At 66.6% G+C, this 19,425-nt stretch carries 16 protein-coding genes; 9 read left to right on the top strand and 7 right to left on the bottom strand.

Features of this window, described 5'->3' with window-relative positions:
• The 3 genes from TSO5_RS21300 to TSO5_RS21290 form a co-directional block, all read right to left on the bottom strand.
• The coding region (locus TSO5_RS21300; protein ID WP_109153435.1) for a xanthine dehydrogenase family protein subunit M at nucleotides 1–830 on the bottom strand (830 nt) is incomplete at its 3' end.
• Between the two features lie 28 nt (nucleotides 831–858).
• Nucleotides 859–3,249: a xanthine dehydrogenase family protein molybdopterin-binding subunit gene (locus TSO5_RS21295; RefSeq protein ID WP_109153434.1), complete on the bottom strand. Its 2,391-nt coding sequence runs from the start codon at nucleotides 3,247–3,249 to the stop codon at nucleotides 859–861.
• Nucleotides 3,250–3,316: 67 nt separating this feature from the next.
• Complete coding sequence (locus TSO5_RS21290; protein WP_085086376.1) at nucleotides 3,317–3,817, bottom strand: (2Fe-2S)-binding protein; 501 nt, start codon at nucleotides 3,815–3,817, stop codon at nucleotides 3,317–3,319.
• A gap of 357 nt (nucleotides 3,818–4,174) precedes the next feature.
• Here TSO5_RS21290 and TSO5_RS21285 point away from each other — a divergent pair, with 357 nt between their 5' ends.
• The 7 genes from TSO5_RS21285 (at nucleotide 4,175) to TSO5_RS21255 (ending at nucleotide 11,559) form a co-directional block, all read left to right on the top strand.
• A complete protein-coding gene (locus tag TSO5_RS21285) occupies nucleotides 4,175–5,149 on the top strand; it encodes a TAXI family TRAP transporter solute-binding subunit (protein ID WP_109153433.1) in 975 nt (324 codons plus the stop codon).
• Nucleotides 5,150–5,189: 40 nt separating this feature from the next.
• Nucleotides 5,190–7,283, top strand: coding sequence for a TRAP transporter permease (locus tag TSO5_RS21280; protein WP_109153432.1), 2,094 nt, complete (start codon nucleotides 5,190–5,192; stop codon nucleotides 7,281–7,283).
• Nucleotides 7,284–7,286: 3 nt separating this feature from the next.
• Complete coding sequence (locus tag TSO5_RS21275; protein WP_109153431.1) at nucleotides 7,287–7,664, top strand: DUF1850 domain-containing protein; 378 nt, start codon at nucleotides 7,287–7,289, stop codon at nucleotides 7,662–7,664.
• A gap of 113 nt (nucleotides 7,665–7,777) precedes the next feature.
• Nucleotides 7,778–9,268 carry a sodium:proton antiporter gene (locus TSO5_RS21270; protein WP_109153430.1) on the top strand — a complete coding sequence of 497 codons (1,491 nt, stop codon included), beginning with the start codon at nucleotides 7,778–7,780 and terminating at the stop codon, nucleotides 9,266–9,268.
• Nucleotides 9,269–9,458: 190 nt separating this feature from the next.
• Nucleotides 9,459–10,613 (top strand): acyltransferase, encoded by a 1,155-nt coding sequence (locus TSO5_RS21265; RefSeq protein WP_109153429.1) that lies wholly within the window; start codon nucleotides 9,459–9,461, stop codon nucleotides 10,611–10,613.
• A gap of 245 nt (nucleotides 10,614–10,858) precedes the next feature.
• Complete coding sequence (locus TSO5_RS21260) at nucleotides 10,859–11,161, top strand: type II toxin-antitoxin system HigB family toxin (protein WP_109153428.1); 303 nt, start codon at nucleotides 10,859–10,861, stop codon at nucleotides 11,159–11,161.
• Nucleotides 11,162–11,172: 11 nt separating this feature from the next.
• Nucleotides 11,173–11,559 (top strand): helix-turn-helix domain-containing protein, encoded by a 387-nt coding sequence (locus TSO5_RS21255; protein WP_109153427.1) that lies wholly within the window; start codon nucleotides 11,173–11,175, stop codon nucleotides 11,557–11,559.
• A gap of 21 nt (nucleotides 11,560–11,580) precedes the next feature.
• Here TSO5_RS21255 and TSO5_RS21250 read toward each other — a convergent pair whose 3' ends face one another.
• The gene (locus tag TSO5_RS21250; protein WP_109153426.1) at nucleotides 11,581–14,703 is read right to left on the bottom strand and encodes an efflux RND transporter permease subunit; all 3,123 of its coding nucleotides are present in this window, start codon (nucleotides 14,701–14,703) and stop codon (nucleotides 11,581–11,583) included.
• A complete protein-coding gene (locus TSO5_RS21245) occupies nucleotides 14,700–15,818 on the bottom strand; it encodes an efflux RND transporter periplasmic adaptor subunit (RefSeq protein ID WP_109153425.1) in 1,119 nt (372 codons plus the stop codon). The genes TSO5_RS21250 and TSO5_RS21245 overlap by 4 nt, the downstream gene beginning before the upstream one ends.
• A gap of 126 nt (nucleotides 15,819–15,944) precedes the next feature.
• Between TSO5_RS21245 and TSO5_RS21240 the strand changes: the two genes are divergently transcribed.
• Nucleotides 15,945–16,541, top strand: a complete 597-nt coding sequence (locus TSO5_RS21240) for a TetR/AcrR family transcriptional regulator (protein ID WP_247870863.1) — start codon at nucleotides 15,945–15,947, stop codon at nucleotides 16,539–16,541.
• Nucleotides 16,542–16,547: 6 nt separating this feature from the next.
• Here the strand turns inward: TSO5_RS21240 and TSO5_RS21235 are convergent, their stop codons facing one another.
• Nucleotides 16,548–17,954: an HD domain-containing phosphohydrolase gene (locus TSO5_RS21235; RefSeq protein ID WP_247870862.1), complete on the bottom strand. Its 1,407-nt coding sequence runs from the start codon at nucleotides 17,952–17,954 to the stop codon at nucleotides 16,548–16,550.
• 186 nt (nucleotides 17,955–18,140) lie between these two features.
• Here TSO5_RS21235 and TSO5_RS21230 point away from each other — a divergent pair, with 186 nt between their 5' ends.
• Nucleotides 18,141–18,614, top strand: coding sequence for a YchJ family metal-binding protein (locus TSO5_RS21230; RefSeq protein WP_109153423.1), 474 nt, complete (start codon nucleotides 18,141–18,143; stop codon nucleotides 18,612–18,614).
• A 167-nt stretch (nucleotides 18,615–18,781) separates the two neighbouring features.
• Here TSO5_RS21230 and TSO5_RS21225 read toward each other — a convergent pair whose 3' ends face one another.
• Entirely contained in the window at nucleotides 18,782–19,411 is a 630-nt protein-coding gene (locus tag TSO5_RS21225) for a YitT family protein (RefSeq protein WP_109153422.1), read from the bottom strand.
• Nucleotides 19,412–19,425: the final 14 nt, after the last annotated feature.

Here is a 19,425-nt window from a genome sequence, read left to right as displayed (position 1 = left end):
CCCCGGGGGGGGGAGAGGGAGCTAAACCCCCCCGCCGCTTCGACCGCCCGCTTCGCCATCACCGTGACGAGGTGGGCGCGGTAGTCGGCGCTGGCGTGGATGTCGGCGTTCAGGCCGTCGGCCTCCACCGACAGGCCGTTCAGCGCTTCCGCCCGGAAATCGGCGGCGAGCGCGCTTTCGAACGCCTCGGCGCGGAAGACGGAGCCGGCGGCGCCGGTCACCGCCACTCGCACCTCGGCGCCGAACTTGGCGACGAAGACGCCGACGATGGCATAGCGGCTGGCCGGATTGCGGAACTTGGCGTAGGCCGCCTTGTCCGGCTGCGAGAAGCGCACCGACTTGATGATCTCGCCCGGTTCCAGCGCGGTTTCGAACATGCCGGTGAAGAAATCGTCGCCGGCGATGGTCCGGCGGTCGGTGGTGACCGTGGCCTTCAACGCCACCACCGCCGACGGATAGTCGGCCGACGGATCGGCGTTGGCGATGGAGCCGCCCATCGTGCCCATGTTGCGGACCTGCCGGTCGCCGATGCCCTCGGCGAGGCTGGCCAGCGCCGGGATCACTCGCTTGACGAGGTCGGAATGGGCGACCTCCGCATGGCGGGTGAAGGCGCCGATCTCCAGTCCGCCGCCATCTCCCTGGGCAGCCTCGCGGATGCCCTTCAGCTCCGGAATGGCGCCGAGGTCGATCAGGTCGGTCGGGCGGGCGAGGCGCTGCTTCAGCGTCGGCAGCAGGGTCTGGCCGCCGCCCAGCAGCTTGGCCTCTTCCGCCTGGATGGCGGTCGCCGCGTCGGCAACCGATGTCGGCCGTTGGTACGTGAACGCGTACATTCTCTAGCCTCCTTCTTCTTCGGCCGTCTTATTCCGCCGCCATGGCAGGGGCAGCGTCGCGGATCGTCCGCCAGACCTTCTCCGGCGTCGCCGGCATGTCCATGTGGGTGACGCCATAGTCCGACAGCGCATCCACCACCGCGTTCATCACGGCGGCGGCGGCGCCGATGGTTCCGGCCTCGCCGCAGCCCTTCACGCCCAGCGGGTTGTGGGTGCAGGGCTGGTCCTCGTGATAGCGCACGGTGAAGGATGGGACATCGTCCGCCCGCGGCATGCAATAGTCCATGTAGGAGCCGGTGACGAGCTGCCCCGATTCCTCGTCATAGACGCAGTTCTCGTACAACGCCTGTCCGATGCCCTGGACAAGGCCGCCATGCACCTGCCCCTCGACGATCAGCGGGTTGATGACGTTGCCGAAATCGTCCACCGCGGCGAAGCTGACGATGGTGGTGACGCCGGTGTCGGGATCGATCTCCAGCTCGCAGACATGGCAGCCGTTGGGATAAGTGAAGTTCTTCGGATCGTAGAAGGCCTGCTCGTCCAGCCCCGGTTCCAACTCGTCGAGCGGGAAGTTGTGCGGGACATAGGCCTGCAGGGCGATGTCGCCGATGCCCAGGCTCTTGTCGGTGCCGGCGACGGTGAAGCGGCCGTCCTTCACCTCGATGTCGGTCTCGGCGGCTTCCAGCATGTGGGCGGCGATCTTCTTCGCCTTGCGCTCCACCTTGTCCATCGCCTTCACCAGGGCCGAGCCGCCGACCGCGAGCGAGCGCGAGCCGTAGGTGCCCATGCCGAAGGGGATCTTGTTGGTGTCGCCGTGGACGATCTCGACATTCTCGATCGGGATGCCGAAGCGGTCGGCCACGATCTGGGCGAAGGTGGTCTCATGGCCCTGGCCGTGGCTGTGAGAACCGGTGAAGACCGTCACCGAACCCGTTGGATGGAAACGGACTTCCGCGCATTCATAAAGTCCTGCGCGAGCACCGAGCGCGCCGGCGACATTGCTGGGGGCGATGCCGCAGGCTTCGATGTAGGTGGCGAATCCGATGCCGCGCAGCTTGCCGCGCGCCTTGGATTCGGCGCGGCGCTGCTGGAAGCCGGGGTAGTCTACCAGCGGCAGAGCGATGTCCAGGTTCTTGGCAAAGTCGCCGGTGTCGTACTGCAGGGCGACCGGCGTCTGGTAGGGCATCGCCTCCTTCGGCACGAAGTTGCGGCGGCGGATCTCGGTCTTGTCCATGCCCATCACGCCGGCGGCGACATCCACCAGCCGTTCGATCAGATAGCAGGCCTCCGGCCGGCCGGCGCCGCGATAGGCGTCGACGGGGGAGGTGTTGGTGAAGACCGCCTTCACCTCGGCATAGATCGCCGGGGTCTTGTACTGGCCGGCCAGCAGGGTGGCGTAGAGGTAGGTCGGGATCGACGGCGCGAAGGTGGACAGATAGGCGCCGAGATTGGCCAGCGTCGAGACGCGGAGTGCCAGGAAGTTGCCGTCGGCATCCATCGCCAGCTCGGCATGGCTGACATGGTCGCGGCCGTGGGCGTCGGTCAGGAAGCTTTCGGAGCGGTCGGCGGTCCACTTCACCGGCCGGCCGACCTTGCGCGCCGCCCAGGTGACGACGGCCTCCTCGCCGTAATGGAAGATCTTCGATCCGAATCCGCCGCCGACGTCCGGCGCCACCACCCGCAGCTTGTGCTCCGGGATGCCCAGCACGAAGGCGCCCATCAGCAGACGGGTGACGTGCGGGTTCTGGCTGGTGGTGGTCAGGGTGTATTCGCCGGTCGACTGGTCGTATTCGCCCATCGCCGCCCGCGGTTCCATCGCATTTGGGACCAGACGCTGGTTGACCAGATCGATCTTGGCGACATGGGCGGCATTGGCGAAGGCCGCGTCCACCGCCGCCTGATCGCCCAGATGCCAGTCGTAGCAGACATTGTCCGGCGCATCGTCATGGACCAGCGGCGCGCCGCCGTCGATGGCGCGGGTGGAGGAGCCCACCGCCGGCAGTTCCTCGTAATCGACCACCACCATCTCGGCGGCGTCGCGCGCCTGCTCGCGGGTTTCCGCGATCACCACCGCCACCGCGTCGCCGACATAGCGCACCCGGTCGCGGGCCAGCGGGTAATGCGGCGGCTCCTTCATCGGCGAGCCGTCCTTGGAGTGGATCTGCCAGCCGCAGGGCAGGCTGCCGACCTTGTCGGCCTCCATGTCGGCGCCGGTCAGCACGGCGACCACGCCCGGCATCGCCGCCGCGTCGGCGAAGTCGATGCCAAGGATGCGGGCATGGGCATAGGGGGAGCGCACATGCACCGCATGGGTCATGTTCGGGCGCTTGAAATCGTCGGTGTAGTTGCCGCGGCCGGTCAGAAAGCGCTGGTCTTCGCGCCGACGCACCGAGGCGCCGATGCCATTGGGGTTCGCCATCTCGTGTTTCCTCCCACAGGAACGCGTAAGATGCGGAAATGCCTGCTTCTTGCTGGGCTTACCGCCCTTATTCGGCCGCGACCGGCGCCGGTTGCGCCCCCGCCATCGCCTCGGCACCCGCCTTCACCGCCTTGACGATGTTGTGATAGCCGGTGCAACGGCAGATGTTGCCCTCCAGCCCCTCGCGGATCTCCGCCTCGGTCGGGTTCGGGTTCTCGCGGACCAGATCGACCGCGCTCATCACCATGCCCGGCGTGCAGAAGCCGCACTGCAGGCCATGATGCTCGCGGAAGGCGGCCTGCATCGGGTGCAGCGTGCCGTCGGCCGCCGCCAGCCCCTCGATTGTCGTCACCTCCGCCCCGTTGGCCTGGACGGCCAGCGTGGTGCAGGACTTCACCGATCGGCCGTCGACATGGACGACGCAGGCGCCGCACTGGCTGGTGTCGCAGCCGACATGGGTGCCCGTCAGGCCGAGATGCTCGCGCAGGAAGGCGACGAGCAGGGTTCGCTCCTCCACCTCGCGCGAGACCGTCTTGCCATTGACGGTCATCGATACGGTACAGGACATCGGTTTTCCTCCCGCTGGCTGAAGTCTGGCTTGCAGTCGTATGGCGTGCAGTTGGGACTGTTCACTGTCGTTCGACGCGCCGCCGGCCGGGGGCAAGCCCAGGGCTATACCGGTGTCCGCTTCGGCCGGCGGTCTTCCGCCACAAGGATAGGGGGTGTCTGCCCGTCGAGGTCAAGGAGCCTGTGCATGCCTTGGCCGAAAGAATGGCATGTGAACGGTCCTTATGTCGGATTGTACGTACTGGCGCGCAATTTTGTGGCGCGTTACAGTGGGTTGGGGCTGCCCATGGCTATGGGTGTGCAAACAAATCCGCCCGGCAACGATCCGGGCGCAGCAACGATAATGGGGAGAGCCGCTATGAATCGCCCATCCGTGAAGCGTCACCTTCTGGCCCTGTGCACGGCCGCCGGCCTTGGCGTCAGCCTTGGACTCGCCGCCCTGCCGGCAAAGGCGGAGACCTTCATCACCGTTCTGACCGGCGGCACCAGCGGGGTCTATTATCCGCTTGGCGTGGCGCTGTCGAACGTGTACGGCAAGGCGCTGCCGGGGGCCAAGGTGACGGCGCAGGCGACCAAGGCGTCGGTGGAGAACCTGAACCTGCTGCAGGCCGGCCGCGGCGAGATCGGCTTCACGCTCGGTGATTCGCTGAGCGATGCCTGGAAGGGCAACGAGGAGGTCGGCTTCAAGCAGAAGCTGTCCAAGCTGCGCACGATCGCCGCCATCTACCCCAACTACATCCAGGTCGTCGCCAGTAAGGATTCGGGCATCAAGACGCTGGCCGATCTGAAGGGCAAGCGGGTGTCGGTCGGCGCGCCGAAGTCGGGGACGGAGCTGAACGCGCGCGCCATCTTCAACGCCGCCGGTCTGGCCTATAAGGATTTCGGCAAGATTGAATATCTGCCCTTCGGCGAATCGGTCGACCTCATCAAGAACCGCCAGCTGGACGCGACGCTGATTTCCGCCGGTCTCGGCGTGGCGGCGATCAAGGATCTGTCGTCGTCGCAGGAGATCACCGTCGTCAGCATCCCGGCGGACGTGGTGCAGAAGGTCGGCGACGCCGCCTACATCACCGAGACGATCCCCGCCGGCACCTATCCCGGCCAGGATGCCGATGTGCCGACCGCCGCAGTCCGCAACCTGCTGGTCAGCCATTCCGGGGTGTCGGACGACGCCGCTTATGCAATGACCAAGACGCTGTTCGAGAATCTGGACGCGCTGGCCGCCGCCCATGTCGCCGCCAAGCAGATCAAGCTCGACAAGACCGCCACCCAGTCGCCGGTGCCGTTCCATCCCGGCGCCGTCAAGTTCTACAAGGAAAAGGGGCTGATGTAAGAAACGGGCCTGATAAAAAAGAATTGGCGGAGAAGCCGTAGTGAGCGCACAAAAGAATCAGGCGGACTCCGAGATCCGCCAGGCCATCGACCGGGAAAATCCGTCAACGGTCGCCGCTTTCGAAGGGTTCGACGGGCGGGCGGTTTTCGCCATCGCGGTCGCCTTCTCCGCCTTCCAGATCTGGACCGCCGCCTTCAACCCGGTGTCCACCATGGTGGTGCGGGCGGTCCATGTCGGATTCCTGCTGCTGATGACCTTTACCCTGTTCGGCTTTCGCCAAACGGCGGAACGCAGGCGGGTTCCCTGGTACGACTGGCTGCTGGGCCTGACCGCCTTCGGCGTCGGCCTCTACCATTATGTGTTCGAGGTCGACCTGATCCAGCGGGCGGGCGACCCCAACACCGCCGACCTGATCGTCGGAACCATCGCGATCGCACTGGTGTTCGAGGGCGCCCGGCGGATCATGGGGCTGGCGTTGCCGATCATGTGCGGCATCTTCATTCCTTATGCCCTGTTCGGCCGCCATCTTCCTTTCGGGCTCGCCCACCGTGGTTATGACATCGATCAGGTGATCGACAACCTGTATCTGTCGACCGAGGGGATTTACGGCACGCCGACCTTCGTGTCGGCCAGCTACATCTTCCTGTTCATCCTGTTCGGCGCCTTCCTGGAGCGCGCCGGCATGATCAAGCTGTTCAACGACGTGTCGCTTGGCCTCGTCGGTCATGCCAAGGGCGGGCCGGCGAAGGTGGCGGTGATCTCCTCCGGCCTGATGGGCACCATCAACGGGTCGGGCGTCGCCAATGTGCTGACCACCGGGCAGTTCACCATTCCGCTGATGATGCGCTTCGGCTATCGCCCTGCCTTCGCCGGCGCGGTGGAGGCGACGGCCAGCATGGGCGGGCAGCTGATGCCGCCGGTGATGGGGGCCGCGGCCTTCATCATGGCGGAAACCATCGGCGTGCCTTACAGCGAGGTGGCGATCGCCGCCGCGATTCCCGCGATCCTCTATTTCGGCAGCGCCTTCTGGATGGTCCATCTGGAGGCGGGCATGCGCAACCTTGTCGGCCTGCCGAAGGACCAGTGCCCGAACGCGCTTCGCGCCGTGGTGGAGGGCTGGTACCTGATCATGCCGTTGGCGGCACTGGTCTATCTGCTGTTTTCGGGTTTCACGCCCCTGTTTGCCGGGGTGATCGGCATTGCGGCGACGGCGGCGCTGATCCTGGGCACGTCGATCGTCGGCAAAATCGGTCCGATGGTCCTGCGGGTCGCCTTCTGGGTGGCGGTCGGGCTGGTGGCGGCCGGCCTGTGGAGGCTGGGTTTCCGGACCGAGCATCTGGCCTTCACCATGGTCGTGCTGCTCATCATCCCGTGCCTGATGTTCAAGGGCGGCCGGGAGACGCTCACGCTGGTGGTGAACAGCATCGCCGACGGCGCCAAGAACGCTGTCGGTGTCGGTGTCGCCTGTGCGCTCGTCGGTGTACTGATCGGCATGATGACGCTCACCGGCCTCGCCTCCAGCTTCGCCTCCACCATCGTCGACTGGTCGGGCGGCAACCTGCTGGCGGCGCTGGTGCTGACCATGATCGCCTGCATCGTGCTGGGAACCGGCCTGCCGACGACGGCGAACTACATCATCACCGCGTCGATCGCCGCGCCGGCCCTGCTCACCATGGGCGTGCCGCTGATGGTCAGCCACATGTTCGTCTTCTATTTCGGCATCATGGCCGACCTGACCCCGCCGGTGGCCCTGGCGGCCCTGGCGGCCTCGTCGATCTGCAAGGCCGATCACATGGACATCGGCTGGATTGCGACGCGGGTGGCGATGGCGGGCTATGTCGTGCCCTTCATGGCGGTCTACGATCCGGCTTTGGTCATGCAGACCGGAAGCTGGCTGGCGGTGGCCTATGTGTTCATCAAGGCCTGCGTCGCCATCGCCCTGTGGGGAGCCGCAACCATCGGCTTTTTCTGGACACCGCTGCCGCTGATCGCCCGGGTCTATGCCGCTTTGACAGCCTTCCTGTTCGTGGTCGCCTTGCCGCTGACCGACGAGGCCGCCTTCGTCATGACCGGCTTGTTCCTGCTGTGGCAACACCGGCGCCGCAGCATACCGGCTGCGGCCGCCGTCTCTTAGTCCATGGCCGGACTCTGTCTGTTCGCCCTCGGCGGCGCGCTGCTGGCGTCGCTGCCGGGGACGCAGTTCACCCTGTCCTGGACCCACTCCATCGAGAAGACCGAGTGGCGGGAGAACTGGACGCTCGAGGCCGGCCGGCTGCGCCCGACGGAGGCCCGCATCCGCGGCACCGGCGCCGGGATGGAGCCCGGCCCCGACGCCCGGCTGACCGCCGACGGCTGGATGGTCTGGACGCCCGGCCTGCCGCCGCAGGACAGCGTCACGCTGGCGGCCTCAAACTTCACCGGCGAGCATCGGCTGTGCGCGGGTACGGACTGCCGGCCCCTGTCGGACTGGACCGGGGTGAAGGATCAGGCGGTGGCGATGCGGGCCTGCCGGTAGGCGGCGCCGCCCCCGCCTACGAAAGTTCGTGTGGTCAACGTCCCTTCCGGCTTGGCTTACGCTGCGTCAATCCGCATACTCCCGCTTCTTTCGTCAGCCTACCATCCGGACCGATGATCAATTCCCCCACGCACCAACGCCGCCCATCCTTCCTTCCGGCCGTTCTCGGCGCGGCGCTCGCCGTCGGCGGCGTGCTGCTGAGCACGCACGGAGTCCAGGCGGCGGAGGTGGCGGCGGAGGTTGCCCATGGCGGCGTGCCGCATCTGGACGGGCGGCTGCTGAGTGCCGCCTGGGTCGTGCCCTTCGCCGGAATCCTGCTGTCGATCGCGCTGTTCCCGCTGCTGGCGCCGACGGTCTGGCACCATCACTTCGGCAAGATTTCGGCGGCCTGGGCGCTGGCCTTCCTGGTGCCCTTCGCCGCGACCTTCGGGATCGACCTCGCGACCTACGAACTGCTGCACACGGTCCTGCTGGAATACATCCCCTTCATCGTGCTGCTGACCGCGCTGTTCACGGTGGCGGGCGGCGTGCGGCTGACCGGGTCGCTGGTGGGAACGCCTGCGGCCAACACCGTCGGGCTGGCGCTCGGCACGGTGCTGGCGAGCCTGATGGGCACCACGGGCGCCTCCATGCTGCTGATCCGCCCGCTGCTGCGGGCGAACGAACACCGGCGCTACCGGGTCCACACCATCGTCTTCTTCATCTTCCTGGTGTCGAATGTCGGCGGATCGCTGACGCCGCTGGGTGACCCGCCGCTGTTCCTCGGCTTCCTGAAGGGCGTCGATTTCTTCTGGCCGACGGTCCATCTGCTGGCGCCGATGTCCTTCCTGTCGGGCCTGCTGCTGGTGATCTATTTCGTGCTGGACCTCGTCCTGCACACCCGCGACCCCGGCAAGCATCCGCTGATCGAGGGCGTTCACGAGCGCGAGCCGATCCGCATCGAGGGCAGCGTCAACCTGCTGCTGCTGGTCGCCATCATCGGTGCGGTTCTGCTGAGCGGCGTCTGGCATCCCGGCGTGGGGGTCACGCTGTACCATGTGACGGTGCAGTTGGAGACCATCGTGTCGAACCTGCTGCTGCTGGGCATCACCGGCCTGTCGCTGGCGCTGACCAGCAAGCAGAGCCGACGCCTGAACGGCTTCAGCTGGGGCCCGATCCTGGAGGTGGCGAAGCTGTTCGCCGCCATCTTCCTGACCATCATCCCGGCCATCGCCATCCTGAAGGCCGGCACCGACGGCGCGCTGGGCGCCATCATCTCCGCGGTGAACGAGGGCGGGAAGCCCAACCCGGCCGCCTATTTCTGGGCGACCGGCATCCTGTCCAGCTTCCTCGACAACGCCCCCACCTACCTGATCTTCTTCAACACCGCCGGCGGCGAGGCGCAGCCGCTGATGACCGACCTGTCGCTGACGCTGACCGCGATCTCCGCCGGTGCGGTCTTCATGGGCGCCAACAGCTATATCGGCAATGCCCCCAACTTCATGGTCAAGGCGATCGCCGAGGAACGGGGCGTCGCCATGCCCAGCTTCTTCGGCTACATGGCCTGGTCCTGCGGCATTCTCGTACCGTTGCTGGGCCTGACCACGCTGGTCTTCTTCCTGTGATGGTCCCTATTCTGTAACAGCCAGCCACGAAACCAATCCTCACCTCCGCCGTTAACCAGCGATAGCGCCGCCCGTCCGTCTGCAAGAGGCACGGTCGCGCGGAGCAACGGCTGGAGGGCGATGTGGTTAGGAAGGATCTCTGCGGGAACTCTTGGGCCGGAGTCATGGCAGGGCGGTCGATGGCTGCGCCATGAGCACGCAGACCCAACCCCGTCACCTGCACTCCCTTACCCCGTTGCGCGGCATCGCGGCCCTGTGGGTGGTGCTGTACCATTACAGTTTCCAGTATTTCCCCAACCTGCACCCGGACAGCTACACGCATCTGGTGCAGAAGGGCTATCTGGCCGTCGACCTGTTCTTCATGCTCAGCGGCTTCGTGCTGACCCATGTCTATCACGACACCTTCAGCCGGTCGGTCGGCGACAAATACTGGAGCTTCCTGAGGGCGCGCATCGCCCGGCTCTATCCGCTGCATCTGGCGGTCCTGCTGCTGTTCGTGGCGACCGCGCTGGCCGTGCGGACGGTGGAGTACACCGCCACCGGCAGCTTCCCGGCGATCCCGCTGAAGGGCGCCGAATCGATCTGGGCGCTGGTCGCCAACCTGTTCATGCTCCAGGGCCTCTATGCCAGCGTGCTGAGCTGGAATTATCCGGCATGGTCGATCAGCCTGGAATTCATGGCCTATCTGGTCTTCCCCTTCGCGCTGCCCTGGGTTTGGCGGTCCAACGGCCGGACGCAGGCCTTGATGGCGGCCGGTGCGCTGGCGACGCTCTGCCTGCTGGCCTGGGCGACGCAGGACAATCTGAACCAGTGGGACGGGCCGCAGACGCTGCTGCGCTGCCTGCCGGAATTCCTGCTGGGCACGCTGCTCTACAGCGCCTTCCGCAGCGGGCTTGCCGCGTCGGTGCTGTCGAGTGACCTGACGATGGCCGGGGTCGTGCTGGCGATCCTGCTGCTTCTGCACAGCGGCGGGCCGGACCTGCTGGCGGTGCCGCTGTTCGCCCTGCTGATCCTGGCGGCGGTCGCCAACCGCGGCCGAGCCGCGGGTGCCTTGAATGTCCGGCCGCTGGTCTGGCTGGGCGACGTGTCCTATTCGCTCTACCTGATCCACGGCTTCGTCGAATATGCCACCACAAGGGTGCTCGGGCTGGGTCTCGGCATCTACGACCGCAAGGCGCTGCCCGGCGGCTGGTCGATGGCGCTGCTGGTGGCGATGGTCACCGCCTGCCTTCTGATGGCCGGCCCGGCCTATCGCCGGATCGAAGTGGGCGGCCGGCGCCTTCTGCGGGAGAGGCCGAATGTCGGCCGGCTGACGCTGGCGGTGGCGGGACGGCGGGCCGACTGAGACGGCATTCGGCCTAAAAAAATGCGCCCGGAGGCGGGGGCCTCCGGGCGCAAAGTTACAGTACGAAAGAGGATCATCAGCAATTGATGATGCAATCGGGAGATCGATTGTGGCGCCACCTTGTCATGGGTTGCGCGTCCGCCCCTTGACCGTGGTCAAGCTGAAACGTCGCGGTGAAATATTCCTCTCGGCCGCGTGATTGGACAGAGTTGTTCCCCAAATGGGAACGCTGTAAGCTTGAGAGTATGAACGTCATCAAGCGCGCCACTCTGACCGACTTCTGGGAACGGCTTCCGGAAACGGAACAGCCTCTCAAGGAGTGGTTCCGGACGGTGAAGGCATGCCAGTGGACCTGCATGGATGACGTGATGAAGAGCTATCCAAGGGCGAAGGTCCTGAACGGCGAGCGAGTCCGGTTCGAGATCTGCGGTGGCAGCTATCGCCTGATCGTCGCCTTCAAGTTCACCGCCAACATCGTGTTCGTGAAGTTCATTGGGACGCACGCCGAGTATGACCGCGTCGATGCCCTTACGGTCGACCGGTATTGAGGAGACCTGGAATGACCGACCTGAAGCCCATCCATTCGGATACCGATCATGCGGCGGCGGTTGAGGAGATCGAACGGCTTTGGGATGCCGAACCGGGAACCCCGGAGCATGACCGGCTTGAGGTTCTCGGCACGCTGGTCGATGTCTATGAGTCCTCCCGCTGGCCCATCGACACCCCCGATCCGGTCGAGGCGATCAAGGCCCGGATGGATGCGGCCGGCTACACGCAGTCGGATCTCGGACGTCTGCTCGGGTCGCGGCCACGGGCGAGCGAGGTGCTGAACCGACAGCGCCGCCTGACCGTCGAGATGGCATGGAAGCTCCACACCGCTTGGTCGATCCCGGCGGAAAGCCTCATCAAGCCCTACGCTCTCCGTACCGGAGAGATGCCGAAGTAACCCGGCACCTCTCCCGATCCGTCAATCCCCCAGCGCCGGCCTGGGCAGCGCTCCGCTCATCCCGTCGTCCTCCACCTCTTCCGTTTCCGGCCTGGGCACGCGGAACAACGCCGCGTAGAGCGCCGGCAGGAAGAAGATCGTCAGCACGGTGGCGCCCGCCAGACCGCCCATGATGGCGACCGCCATCGGACCCCAGAAGACGCTCTGCGTCAGCGGGATCATGGCGAGGATCGCCGCAGCGGCGGTCAGCGCGATGGGGCGGGCACGGCGGACGGTCGCCTCGACGATGCTGTCCCAGCGGGACCGGCCGCCGCGGATGTCCTGTTCGATCTGGTCGACCAGGATGACCGAGTTGCGCATGATGATGCCGGCCAGCGCGATGACGCCCAGCATGGCGACGAAGCCGAAGGGCAGGTTGAACAGCAGAAGCGAGGCGGTGACGCCGATCAGCCCCAACGGTGCGGTCAGCAGGACCATGAACACCCGCGAGAAGCTCTGCAGCTGCAGCATCAGCGTGGTGACCATGATCAGCAGCATCACCGGCATCATGGCGTTGATCGAGTCCTGGCCCTTGGCGCTTTCCTCGATGGCGCCGCCCATGGTGATGGCGTAGCCGTCGGGCAGGGTGGCGCGCAGCGCGTTCAACTGCGTGTTCAGCTGGGTGCTGACTACCGGGGCCTGCAGGCCGCCGGTCACGTCGCCCTTGACCGTCATCGTCGTCTCGCGCGCCCGGCGCCACAGGACCGGTTCCTCCAGTTCATAACGCACGCTGGCGACCTGGCTGAGGGGCACGGTGGTGCCGCGGCTGGTGCGGATGTTCAGCTCGCCCAGCCGCGACAAATCCATCCGCTCCTCCGGCGTGGTGCGCAGCAGGACGCCGATCAGCTCCGTACCCTCGCGGTACTGGGTGACCGACATGCCGTTCAACAGCAGTTGCAGGGCGTTGGACAAATCCTGCTTCGACACGCCGAGCGCACGCGCCTTGGCGGTGTCCACCTCCAGCCGGACGCGCTTGGACAGCTCGTCCCAATCCAGATGGACGTTGGCGGTGTTGGGGTGCCCGCGCATGGTGTCGCGCACCTGATAGGCGATCTTGCGGATGGTCGCCGGGTCCTCGCCGGTGACGCGGAACTGCACCGGATAGCCGACCGGCGGGCCGTTCTCCAGCCGGCTGATGCGGACGCGGGCGGCGGGGAAGTCGGATTCCAGCCTCGGCTCCAGCCGCTGCATGAACTGCTCGCGCTGCTCCAGCCCCTTGGTCATCACCATGAATTGGGCGAAGTTGGCGGTCTCCAACTGCTGGTCCAAGGGCAGGTAGAAGCGCGGCGAGCCGCCGCCAGTGTAGGCGACCCAGTAATCGACGTCCGGGTCCTTGGCCAGCACCGCCTCCATCCGCTTCACTTCGGCGGCGGTCGCCTCGAAGGAGGAGCCTTCGGCGAGACGGATGTCGATCAGCAACTCCGGCCGGCTGGCCGACGGGAAGAACTGCTGCTGGACATGGCCGAAGCCGACGAGTGCAGTGACGAAGGCCGCCACGGTCACGCCGATGGTGACCCAGCGCGCCCGCACGCAGGCTTCGATCATGCCGCGCAGGATGCGGTAGGCGCGGGTGTCGTAGATGTCCAGCTCGTGCCCATCCGGCACGACATGCTTGGGCTTGGGCAGCAGCAGCCAGCCGAGATAGGGGGTAAAGACCACCGCCACCACCCAGGACAGCAGCAGCGAGAGCGCCACCACCCAGAAGATCGAATTGGTGTATTCGCCGGCCGCCGACGCCGCGAATCCGACCGGCACAAAGCCGGCGGCGGTGACGATGGTGCCGCTCAGCATCGGGAAGGCGGTGGAGGTGTAGGCGAAGGCGCCCGCCTTCAACCGGTCCCAGCCCTGTTCCATCTTCACCACCATCATCTCCACCGCGATGATGGCGTCGTCCACCAGCAGGCCGAGCGCGATGATGAGCGCGCCCAGCGAGATGCGCTGCAGGTCGATATGGAGAAGCTGCATCGCCACCAGCGTCATCGCCAGCACCAGCGGAACCGCCAGCGCCACGACGATGCCGGTGCGCCAGCCCAGGCTGACGAGGCTGACCAGGATGACGATGCCCAACGCCTCGGCCAGCGATTCCATGAATTCGCCGACCGAATGTTCGACCACCTTCGGCTGGTCGGCGACCTGCGCCACCTCCAGCCCGACCGGCAGTTCGGCGCGGACCTTCTCCATCGCAGATTCCAGCTGCTCGCCAAGCTTCAGGACGTTGCCGCCCTTCGCCATCACCACGCCGATCCCGATGGCGTCGCGGCCGTCGTAACGCAGGGTGTAGCGCCGCGGTTCGACATAGCCGCGCTTGACCTCCGCCACGTCGCCGATGGTCAGCAACCGGCCGCCGCTCTCCACCGGAATCGCCCGCACCGCCGCCGCGGTGTCGAGGCCGAGGTCCAGCCGGACATAGACGCGCTGCGATCCGGTATCGACGTCGCCCGACGCGGCGATGGCGTTCTCGCGCTGGAGCGCCTGGATCACCGACTCCACAGGCAGGCCGAAGCTGGCAAGCCGCTGGCTGGAGATCTCGACATAGACGCGCTCCTCCTGCGGGGCGATCAGGTCGATCTTCTCGACGCCCGGCAGCTTCAGCAGGCGGGCGCGCGCCTGTTCGGCCACCTTCTTCAGCTGGGCCGGGGTGAAATCATCCCCCATGAAGGCGTAGATGGCGGAATAGACGTCGCCGAATTCGTCGTTGAAGAAGGGGCCGACCACGCCGTCGGGCAGGGTATAGCGGATGTCGCCGATCTTCTTGCGCACCTGGTACCACAGGTCCGGCACCATTTTCGGCGGGGTGTAGTCCTTCAGCTGGACGAAGACCACCGACTCGCCGGGCTTGGAATAGCTGCGGGAGACGTCGTAATAGGGCACCTCCTCCAGCTTCTTCTCGATGCGGTCGGTGACGAACTGCTCGACCTCGCGCGCGGTGGCGCCCGGCCATTGGGTGCGCACCACCATCACCTTGAAGGTGAAGGACGGATCCTCCGCCCGGCCCAAAGTCTTGTAGGCCAGCGCACCCGCCAGCACGCTGGCGAGCATCATGAACAGCACCAGCGTGCGGTGGGCCAGCGCCCAGGCCGACAGGTTGAGGCGGGAGTGGTTCATCGTGCCGGCTCCGTCCAGACGCGGACCTTCTGGCCGGCGTCGAGCTTGTGCACACCGGCGGTGACGACGCACTCGCCGTCCTTCAACCCGCCGCCGATCAGGGCAAGGTCGCCGGCGTAAGCCGCGACGGTGACCGGGCGCAGCTCCAGCCGGTCGTCCGGCGCCGACAGCACCCAAACCGCCGGCGCCTGCTCGCGCTGGGTCAGCGCGCTCAGCGGCAGTCGGGCGACCGGGGCGCCATGGCCCGCAGCGGCGGTGACCGTGGCGGTCATGCCGAGCTGGACCGTCGGCGGCGGATCGGTCAGCGCGATCTTCGCCTGGAAGGTGCGGGTCGCGGCATCGGCGCTGGGCGAGACCTCGCGCAAGGTGCCGGCGATGCTCTGGTCGGGGTGCGACCACAGCTCGACCGACAGCGTCTGGCGGGGCAGGGCGCCGACGCTCTGCTCGGGGATGTTCGCCACAGCTTCGAGCGCGCCCAGCCGGGCGACGCGCAGGGCGGTCTGGCCGGCGGCCACCACCTGTCCCGGTTCGATCAGCGTCGCGGTGACGATGCCGGCTTCGTCCGCCACCAGCGTGGCATATTGGGCGGAGTTGGTGAGGACGCGCAGCTGCGCCTCCTGCTCCCGCACCTTGGAGTCGGCCTTGTCCAGCGTGGTCTTGCGGCGGTCGTATTCCTGGCGCGTCGTCCATTCGCCCTGGCGCAGGCTGGCATAGCGCTGGAAATCGCTGCGGGCGTTGGCCGCGTCGGCCTGGGCCGAGGCCAACTGCGCCTGGGCGGCGCGAATCTGCAATTGCAGGTCGGTCGGGTCCAGCCGGGCCAGCGGCATGCCGGGTTCGATGCGGGTTCCGACCTCCACCAGCCGGGCGGTCACCTTGCCGCCGACGCGGAATCCGACATCGGCCTCCACCCGCGGGCGGATCACCGCCGGGTAGCGCACGCTGTCGACCAGCGGTTCCAGTGCCACGGTGGCGACGCGGACCGGCCGCACCTCTCCTTCCGCCGGAGTGGAGGCGGACTGCGTTTCATTGCAGCCGGCGAGCAGGCCCGCCACCGTCAGCAGCGCCGTTGTCGCCATCACGGCGGACGCAAGCCGCCTTTCGCGGAATCGGGCCATACCACGTCTCCCCACTGGACTGGACTGTATCGTACTGTTACCGTCCTACTCCGGCACCCATCCCACGTCAAGAGTGAACGGTACAGTTCAGTGCAGTCATCGGAGCAAAAAGCGTCTCATCCGCCCGTGTCCCATGATGCGAAGGCGGAACAGATCGTCGCCGCCGCGCGGGAGGTGTTTCTCGAGCTTGGCTATGCCGCCACGTCGATGGATCAGGTGGCGCAGCAGGCGCGGGTGTCCAAGACCACCCTTTACACCCGCTTTCCGTCGAAGGAGGAGCTTTACACCGCGGTGATCTCCGCCGAATGCGAACGGCGCGGCCTGCGCTTTTCGGCGGAGATGTTCGATGGGATGCCGTTGCGCGACGTCCTGATCCAGGTCGGCCGCCGCTTCACCGACCTGCTGTGGTCGGATGCGGCGATCCGTGTCCATCAGGCGGTGGTGGGGGAGGCGACGCGGATGCCGCTCGCTGCCCGGCTCTATTTCCAGGCGGGGCCGGAGCAGGGGATCGCCAACTTCGTCGCCCTGTTCACCCGGCTGGCCGAGCGCGGGGTGATCGCCACCGACGATCCCGCCTTCGTCGCCCGGCAGTTCCTGGCCGCCATGCAGGGCGGCGCCTATTGCCAGCTCGTGCTGGGTCTGTGTCCGGCACCGACGGAGGAGGAGCGCCACGCCTTCGTCGACAAGGCGGTGGACCTGTTCCTGCGCGGCCTCAGCGCTTAAGCCGGCTCAGGCCAGCTTGAAATAGCGCATCACCAGTCTGCTCAGCTCCTCCCGCACCCCGTCGTCGCCCATCTCGGTCAGCCGTTCGTGCAGGCCGGCGGCGATGGCGGTGAAGCGGGCGAGCACGTCCGGGTCGAAATGCTTGCCGGCCCCGTCGGCGAGGATGCCCATGGTGGTGGCGTAGGACATCGGCTCCTTGTAGGGGCGGCGGGAGGTCAGGGCATCGAACACGTCGGCGACGGCGAAGATGCGGGCGGAAATCGGAATCGCGTCCCCCTGCAGCCCGCGCGGATAGCCCGATCCGTCGAACTTCTCGTGATGGCCGCCGACCACGTCGGCCGCATCGGCCAGCCAGTCGGACGAGCCGACGATGTCCAGCCCATGGACGACATGGGTCTTCATCACCGCGAACTCCTCGGCATCCAACTTGCCGGGTTTCAGCAGGATGCTGTCGGGAATGGCGATCTTGCCGACATCGTGCAGGAAGGCGCCCTTCACCAACTGCCGGATCGCCGCCTCCTCCAGTCCCAGCGCCTCGGCCAGACGGATGGCCAGGACCGTCACCCGGTAATTGTGGGCGTTGGTGTCGCTGTCGCGCTTGGCGATGGCGCTGCCCAGCGCGGTCAGCATGCCGATGTTGGCGTCGAGCAGGCCGCGCGACAGCCGCAGGATGCCCCGGTTGTAGGCCCCGAAGATCGGCAGCAGGACGAGTGCCGTTCCCAGCACCGACAGCGACGACACGGCGACCACCGTTGCGGTGTCGCGCAGGATCTCGTGCGAGCGGCGGGCCGAAAGCTGGAAGACGCTTTCGAAATAGCCGAGCAGCCGGCCATCGGAATCGAGCAGCGGCTCCATCGTCTGGATGAAGATATGGCCGTCCAGCGTGAAGCGGTCGTAGATCGCGTCACCGTCGGCGGGGAAGCCGTGCCGGGTGGAAGACAGCCGCTGTTCCGCCCATTCCGCACCGGGTGCGACATATTCGGCCGTCTTCCGCTGATCGGGTGCATAAAGCTCCGCGACGATGAAATGGCCGTCGCCATGGTTCAGGTACAGCCCGTTGCGGCTGGCCATGAAGCGCTGGAGCGACGACTCCAAATCCGAATCGGCGGCGCCGGCCGCGAGCGAGGAGCGGGCTTCGGTCAGGAAAGCCGCCGATTCCTCCCGCGCCAGTTCAACCACACGGCCATCGGCAATCTCGACTTCGACCAGAAAGGCGATGCCGCCGACCGCCAGCGCCAGGAACAGGGCGGCGCCGGCCAGCCGCAGCAGGACGGCGCGGGGGGTGGGCAGCCGCATCGTCGCCACATCGGCATGGCGGCCGGACAGGGACCTGAAAAGCAGGCTGAGCCGCCGCCGCTCGCCCGTCGCGGTCATCGTACTGCCGATCACCTTGCTGCCGACTCCCGCGCTCATCGCCACACCCCGTTTGCGCCATACCCTTTTTGCAGGGCTCACCGTTCTGGACGATGTCCATGCCAAGCGTCAATATCGCCGCCCCGGATCAAAGGATCCGTTGGGAATTGTTGAGACGGCGTTAAGTTTCGGCAGGCACCGTGCCGCCGGCCGTTACCTGCTGCTTATGGAAGGAACCGTATCGTGATGTCCGCCTGCCCCTGCGGTTCGGGTCTTGCATTCGACCGCTGCTGCGGCCCGATCCTGGCCGGGCAGCCCGCCCCCTCGGCCGAAGCGCTGATGCGGTCGCGCTACACCGCCTTCGTCCGCCATGACATCGACCATATCGAGCGCAGCTGCGCCCCGGAAACCCACGCCGCCTTTAGCCGGGCCGATGCCGAACGGGTGGCGCAGGAATGCGAGTGGGGGCCTTTGACCGTCATGAAGACGGAGGAGACCGGCGACGACGGCATGGTCGAGTTCTTCCTGACCTTCCACCGCGACGGGGAGGAGTGGCCGCTGCACGAACGGTCGCGCTTCCGCCGGGTCGATGGCCGCTGGCTCTATGTCGACAGCGTCCTGAACCCGAAGGACCCGCCGCGCCGCGTGGTGAAGGTCGGCCGCAACGATCCCTGCCCCTGCGGCTCGGGGCGCAAGCACAAGGCCTGCTGCGGGCGTTGAGAGTTCTCAGTTACGTTAAGAACCTTTCTCGGCCGTCATTCCCGCGAAGGCGGGAATCCAGCTTTCCCAATGGCTTCATTCCGGAAAAGCCTGGATCCCCGCCTTCGCGGGGATGACGGCCGAGAAGATTGCGGAGGTTGACTCCAGGCGTCCGCAGCGGTCACGCCTCAGCTGATGCCGAGATAACGCCCCGGCTTGTGGTTGATCGCCAGCGTGATGTTGACGATGACGGCCCCCAGGATCGACAGCAGCAGCCGGTCCGGCGCCAGCACGAAGAAGGCGCCGCCCAGGATGGCGAGGTCGACGCCCAGCTGGAAATAGCCGGCGCGGATGCCGTAGGTCTCCTGCAGGTAGATCGCCAGGATGTTGACGCCGCCCAGGCCGGTGCGGTGGCGGAACAGCATCAAGAGGCCGGTGCCGCAAAGCCCGCTGCCCACCACCGTCGCATAGACGGGGTCCAGATGGGTGAAGCCCACCCACTGGTCGGTCAGGCGGGAGAACAAGGTCACCAGCGCCACGGCGATGAAGGTACGCGCGGTGAACTGCCAGCCCAGCCGCTTCCAGGCCAGCCAATAGAAGGGCAGGTTGATCGCGAAGAAGATGATGCCGAACTGAACCTTGGTGATGTAGCTCAGCAGCAGTGCCAAGCCGGCGGTGCTGCCGGTCAGCAGCATCGTCTTGGAATAGATCAGCATGCCCAGCGCGATGAACAGCGTGCCCATCAGCATGGCGAGCGCGTCTTCATACAGCTGGTGACGCTCCACCGCGGCGGGCGGGGCCTGGAGGGTCGCGGCCATCGTCGTCCGTCCTC

Origin of the sequence: Azospirillum sp. TSO5 (assembly GCF_003116065.1) — a bacterium.
Classification (GTDB): Bacteria; Pseudomonadota; Alphaproteobacteria; order Azospirillales; family Azospirillaceae; genus Azospirillum.
The sequence above is the reverse complement of the archived record's forward strand: the minus strand, read 5'-3'. Positions and strand labels throughout refer to the sequence as shown.

Coding starts and splice junctions, on each gene's coding strand:
- TSO5_RS21295 (WP_109153434.1), bottom strand. CDS start 3,249: ATGGCGAACCCCAATGGCATCGGCGCCTCGGTGCGTCGGCGCGAAGAC.
- TSO5_RS21290 (WP_085086376.1), bottom strand. CDS start 3,817: ATGTCCTGTACCGTATCGATGACCGTCAATGGCAAGACGGTCTCGCGC.
- TSO5_RS21285 (WP_109153433.1), top strand. CDS start 4,175: ATGAATCGCCCATCCGTGAAGCGTCACCTTCTGGCCCTGTGCACGGCC.
- TSO5_RS21275 (WP_109153431.1), top strand. CDS start 7,287: ATGGCCGGACTCTGTCTGTTCGCCCTCGGCGGCGCGCTGCTGGCGTCG.
- TSO5_RS21270 (WP_109153430.1), top strand. CDS start 7,778: ATGATCAATTCCCCCACGCACCAACGCCGCCCATCCTTCCTTCCGGCC.
- TSO5_RS21265 (WP_109153429.1), top strand. CDS start 9,459: ATGAGCACGCAGACCCAACCCCGTCACCTGCACTCCCTTACCCCGTTG.
- TSO5_RS21260 (WP_109153428.1), top strand. CDS start 10,859: ATGAACGTCATCAAGCGCGCCACTCTGACCGACTTCTGGGAACGGCTT.
- TSO5_RS21255 (WP_109153427.1), top strand. CDS start 11,173: ATGACCGACCTGAAGCCCATCCATTCGGATACCGATCATGCGGCGGCG.
- TSO5_RS21250 (WP_109153426.1), bottom strand. CDS start 14,703: ATGAACCACTCCCGCCTCAACCTGTCGGCCTGGGCGCTGGCCCACCGC.
- TSO5_RS21245 (WP_109153425.1), bottom strand. CDS start 15,818: ATGGCCCGATTCCGCGAAAGGCGGCTTGCGTCCGCCGTGATGGCGACA.
- TSO5_RS21235 (WP_247870862.1), bottom strand. CDS start 17,954: ATGAGCGCGGGAGTCGGCAGCAAGGTGATCGGCAGTACGATGACCGCG.
- TSO5_RS21230 (WP_109153423.1), top strand. CDS start 18,141: ATGTCCGCCTGCCCCTGCGGTTCGGGTCTTGCATTCGACCGCTGCTGC.
- TSO5_RS21225 (WP_109153422.1), bottom strand. CDS start 19,411: ATGGCCGCGACCCTCCAGGCCCCGCCCGCCGCGGTGGAGCGTCACCAG.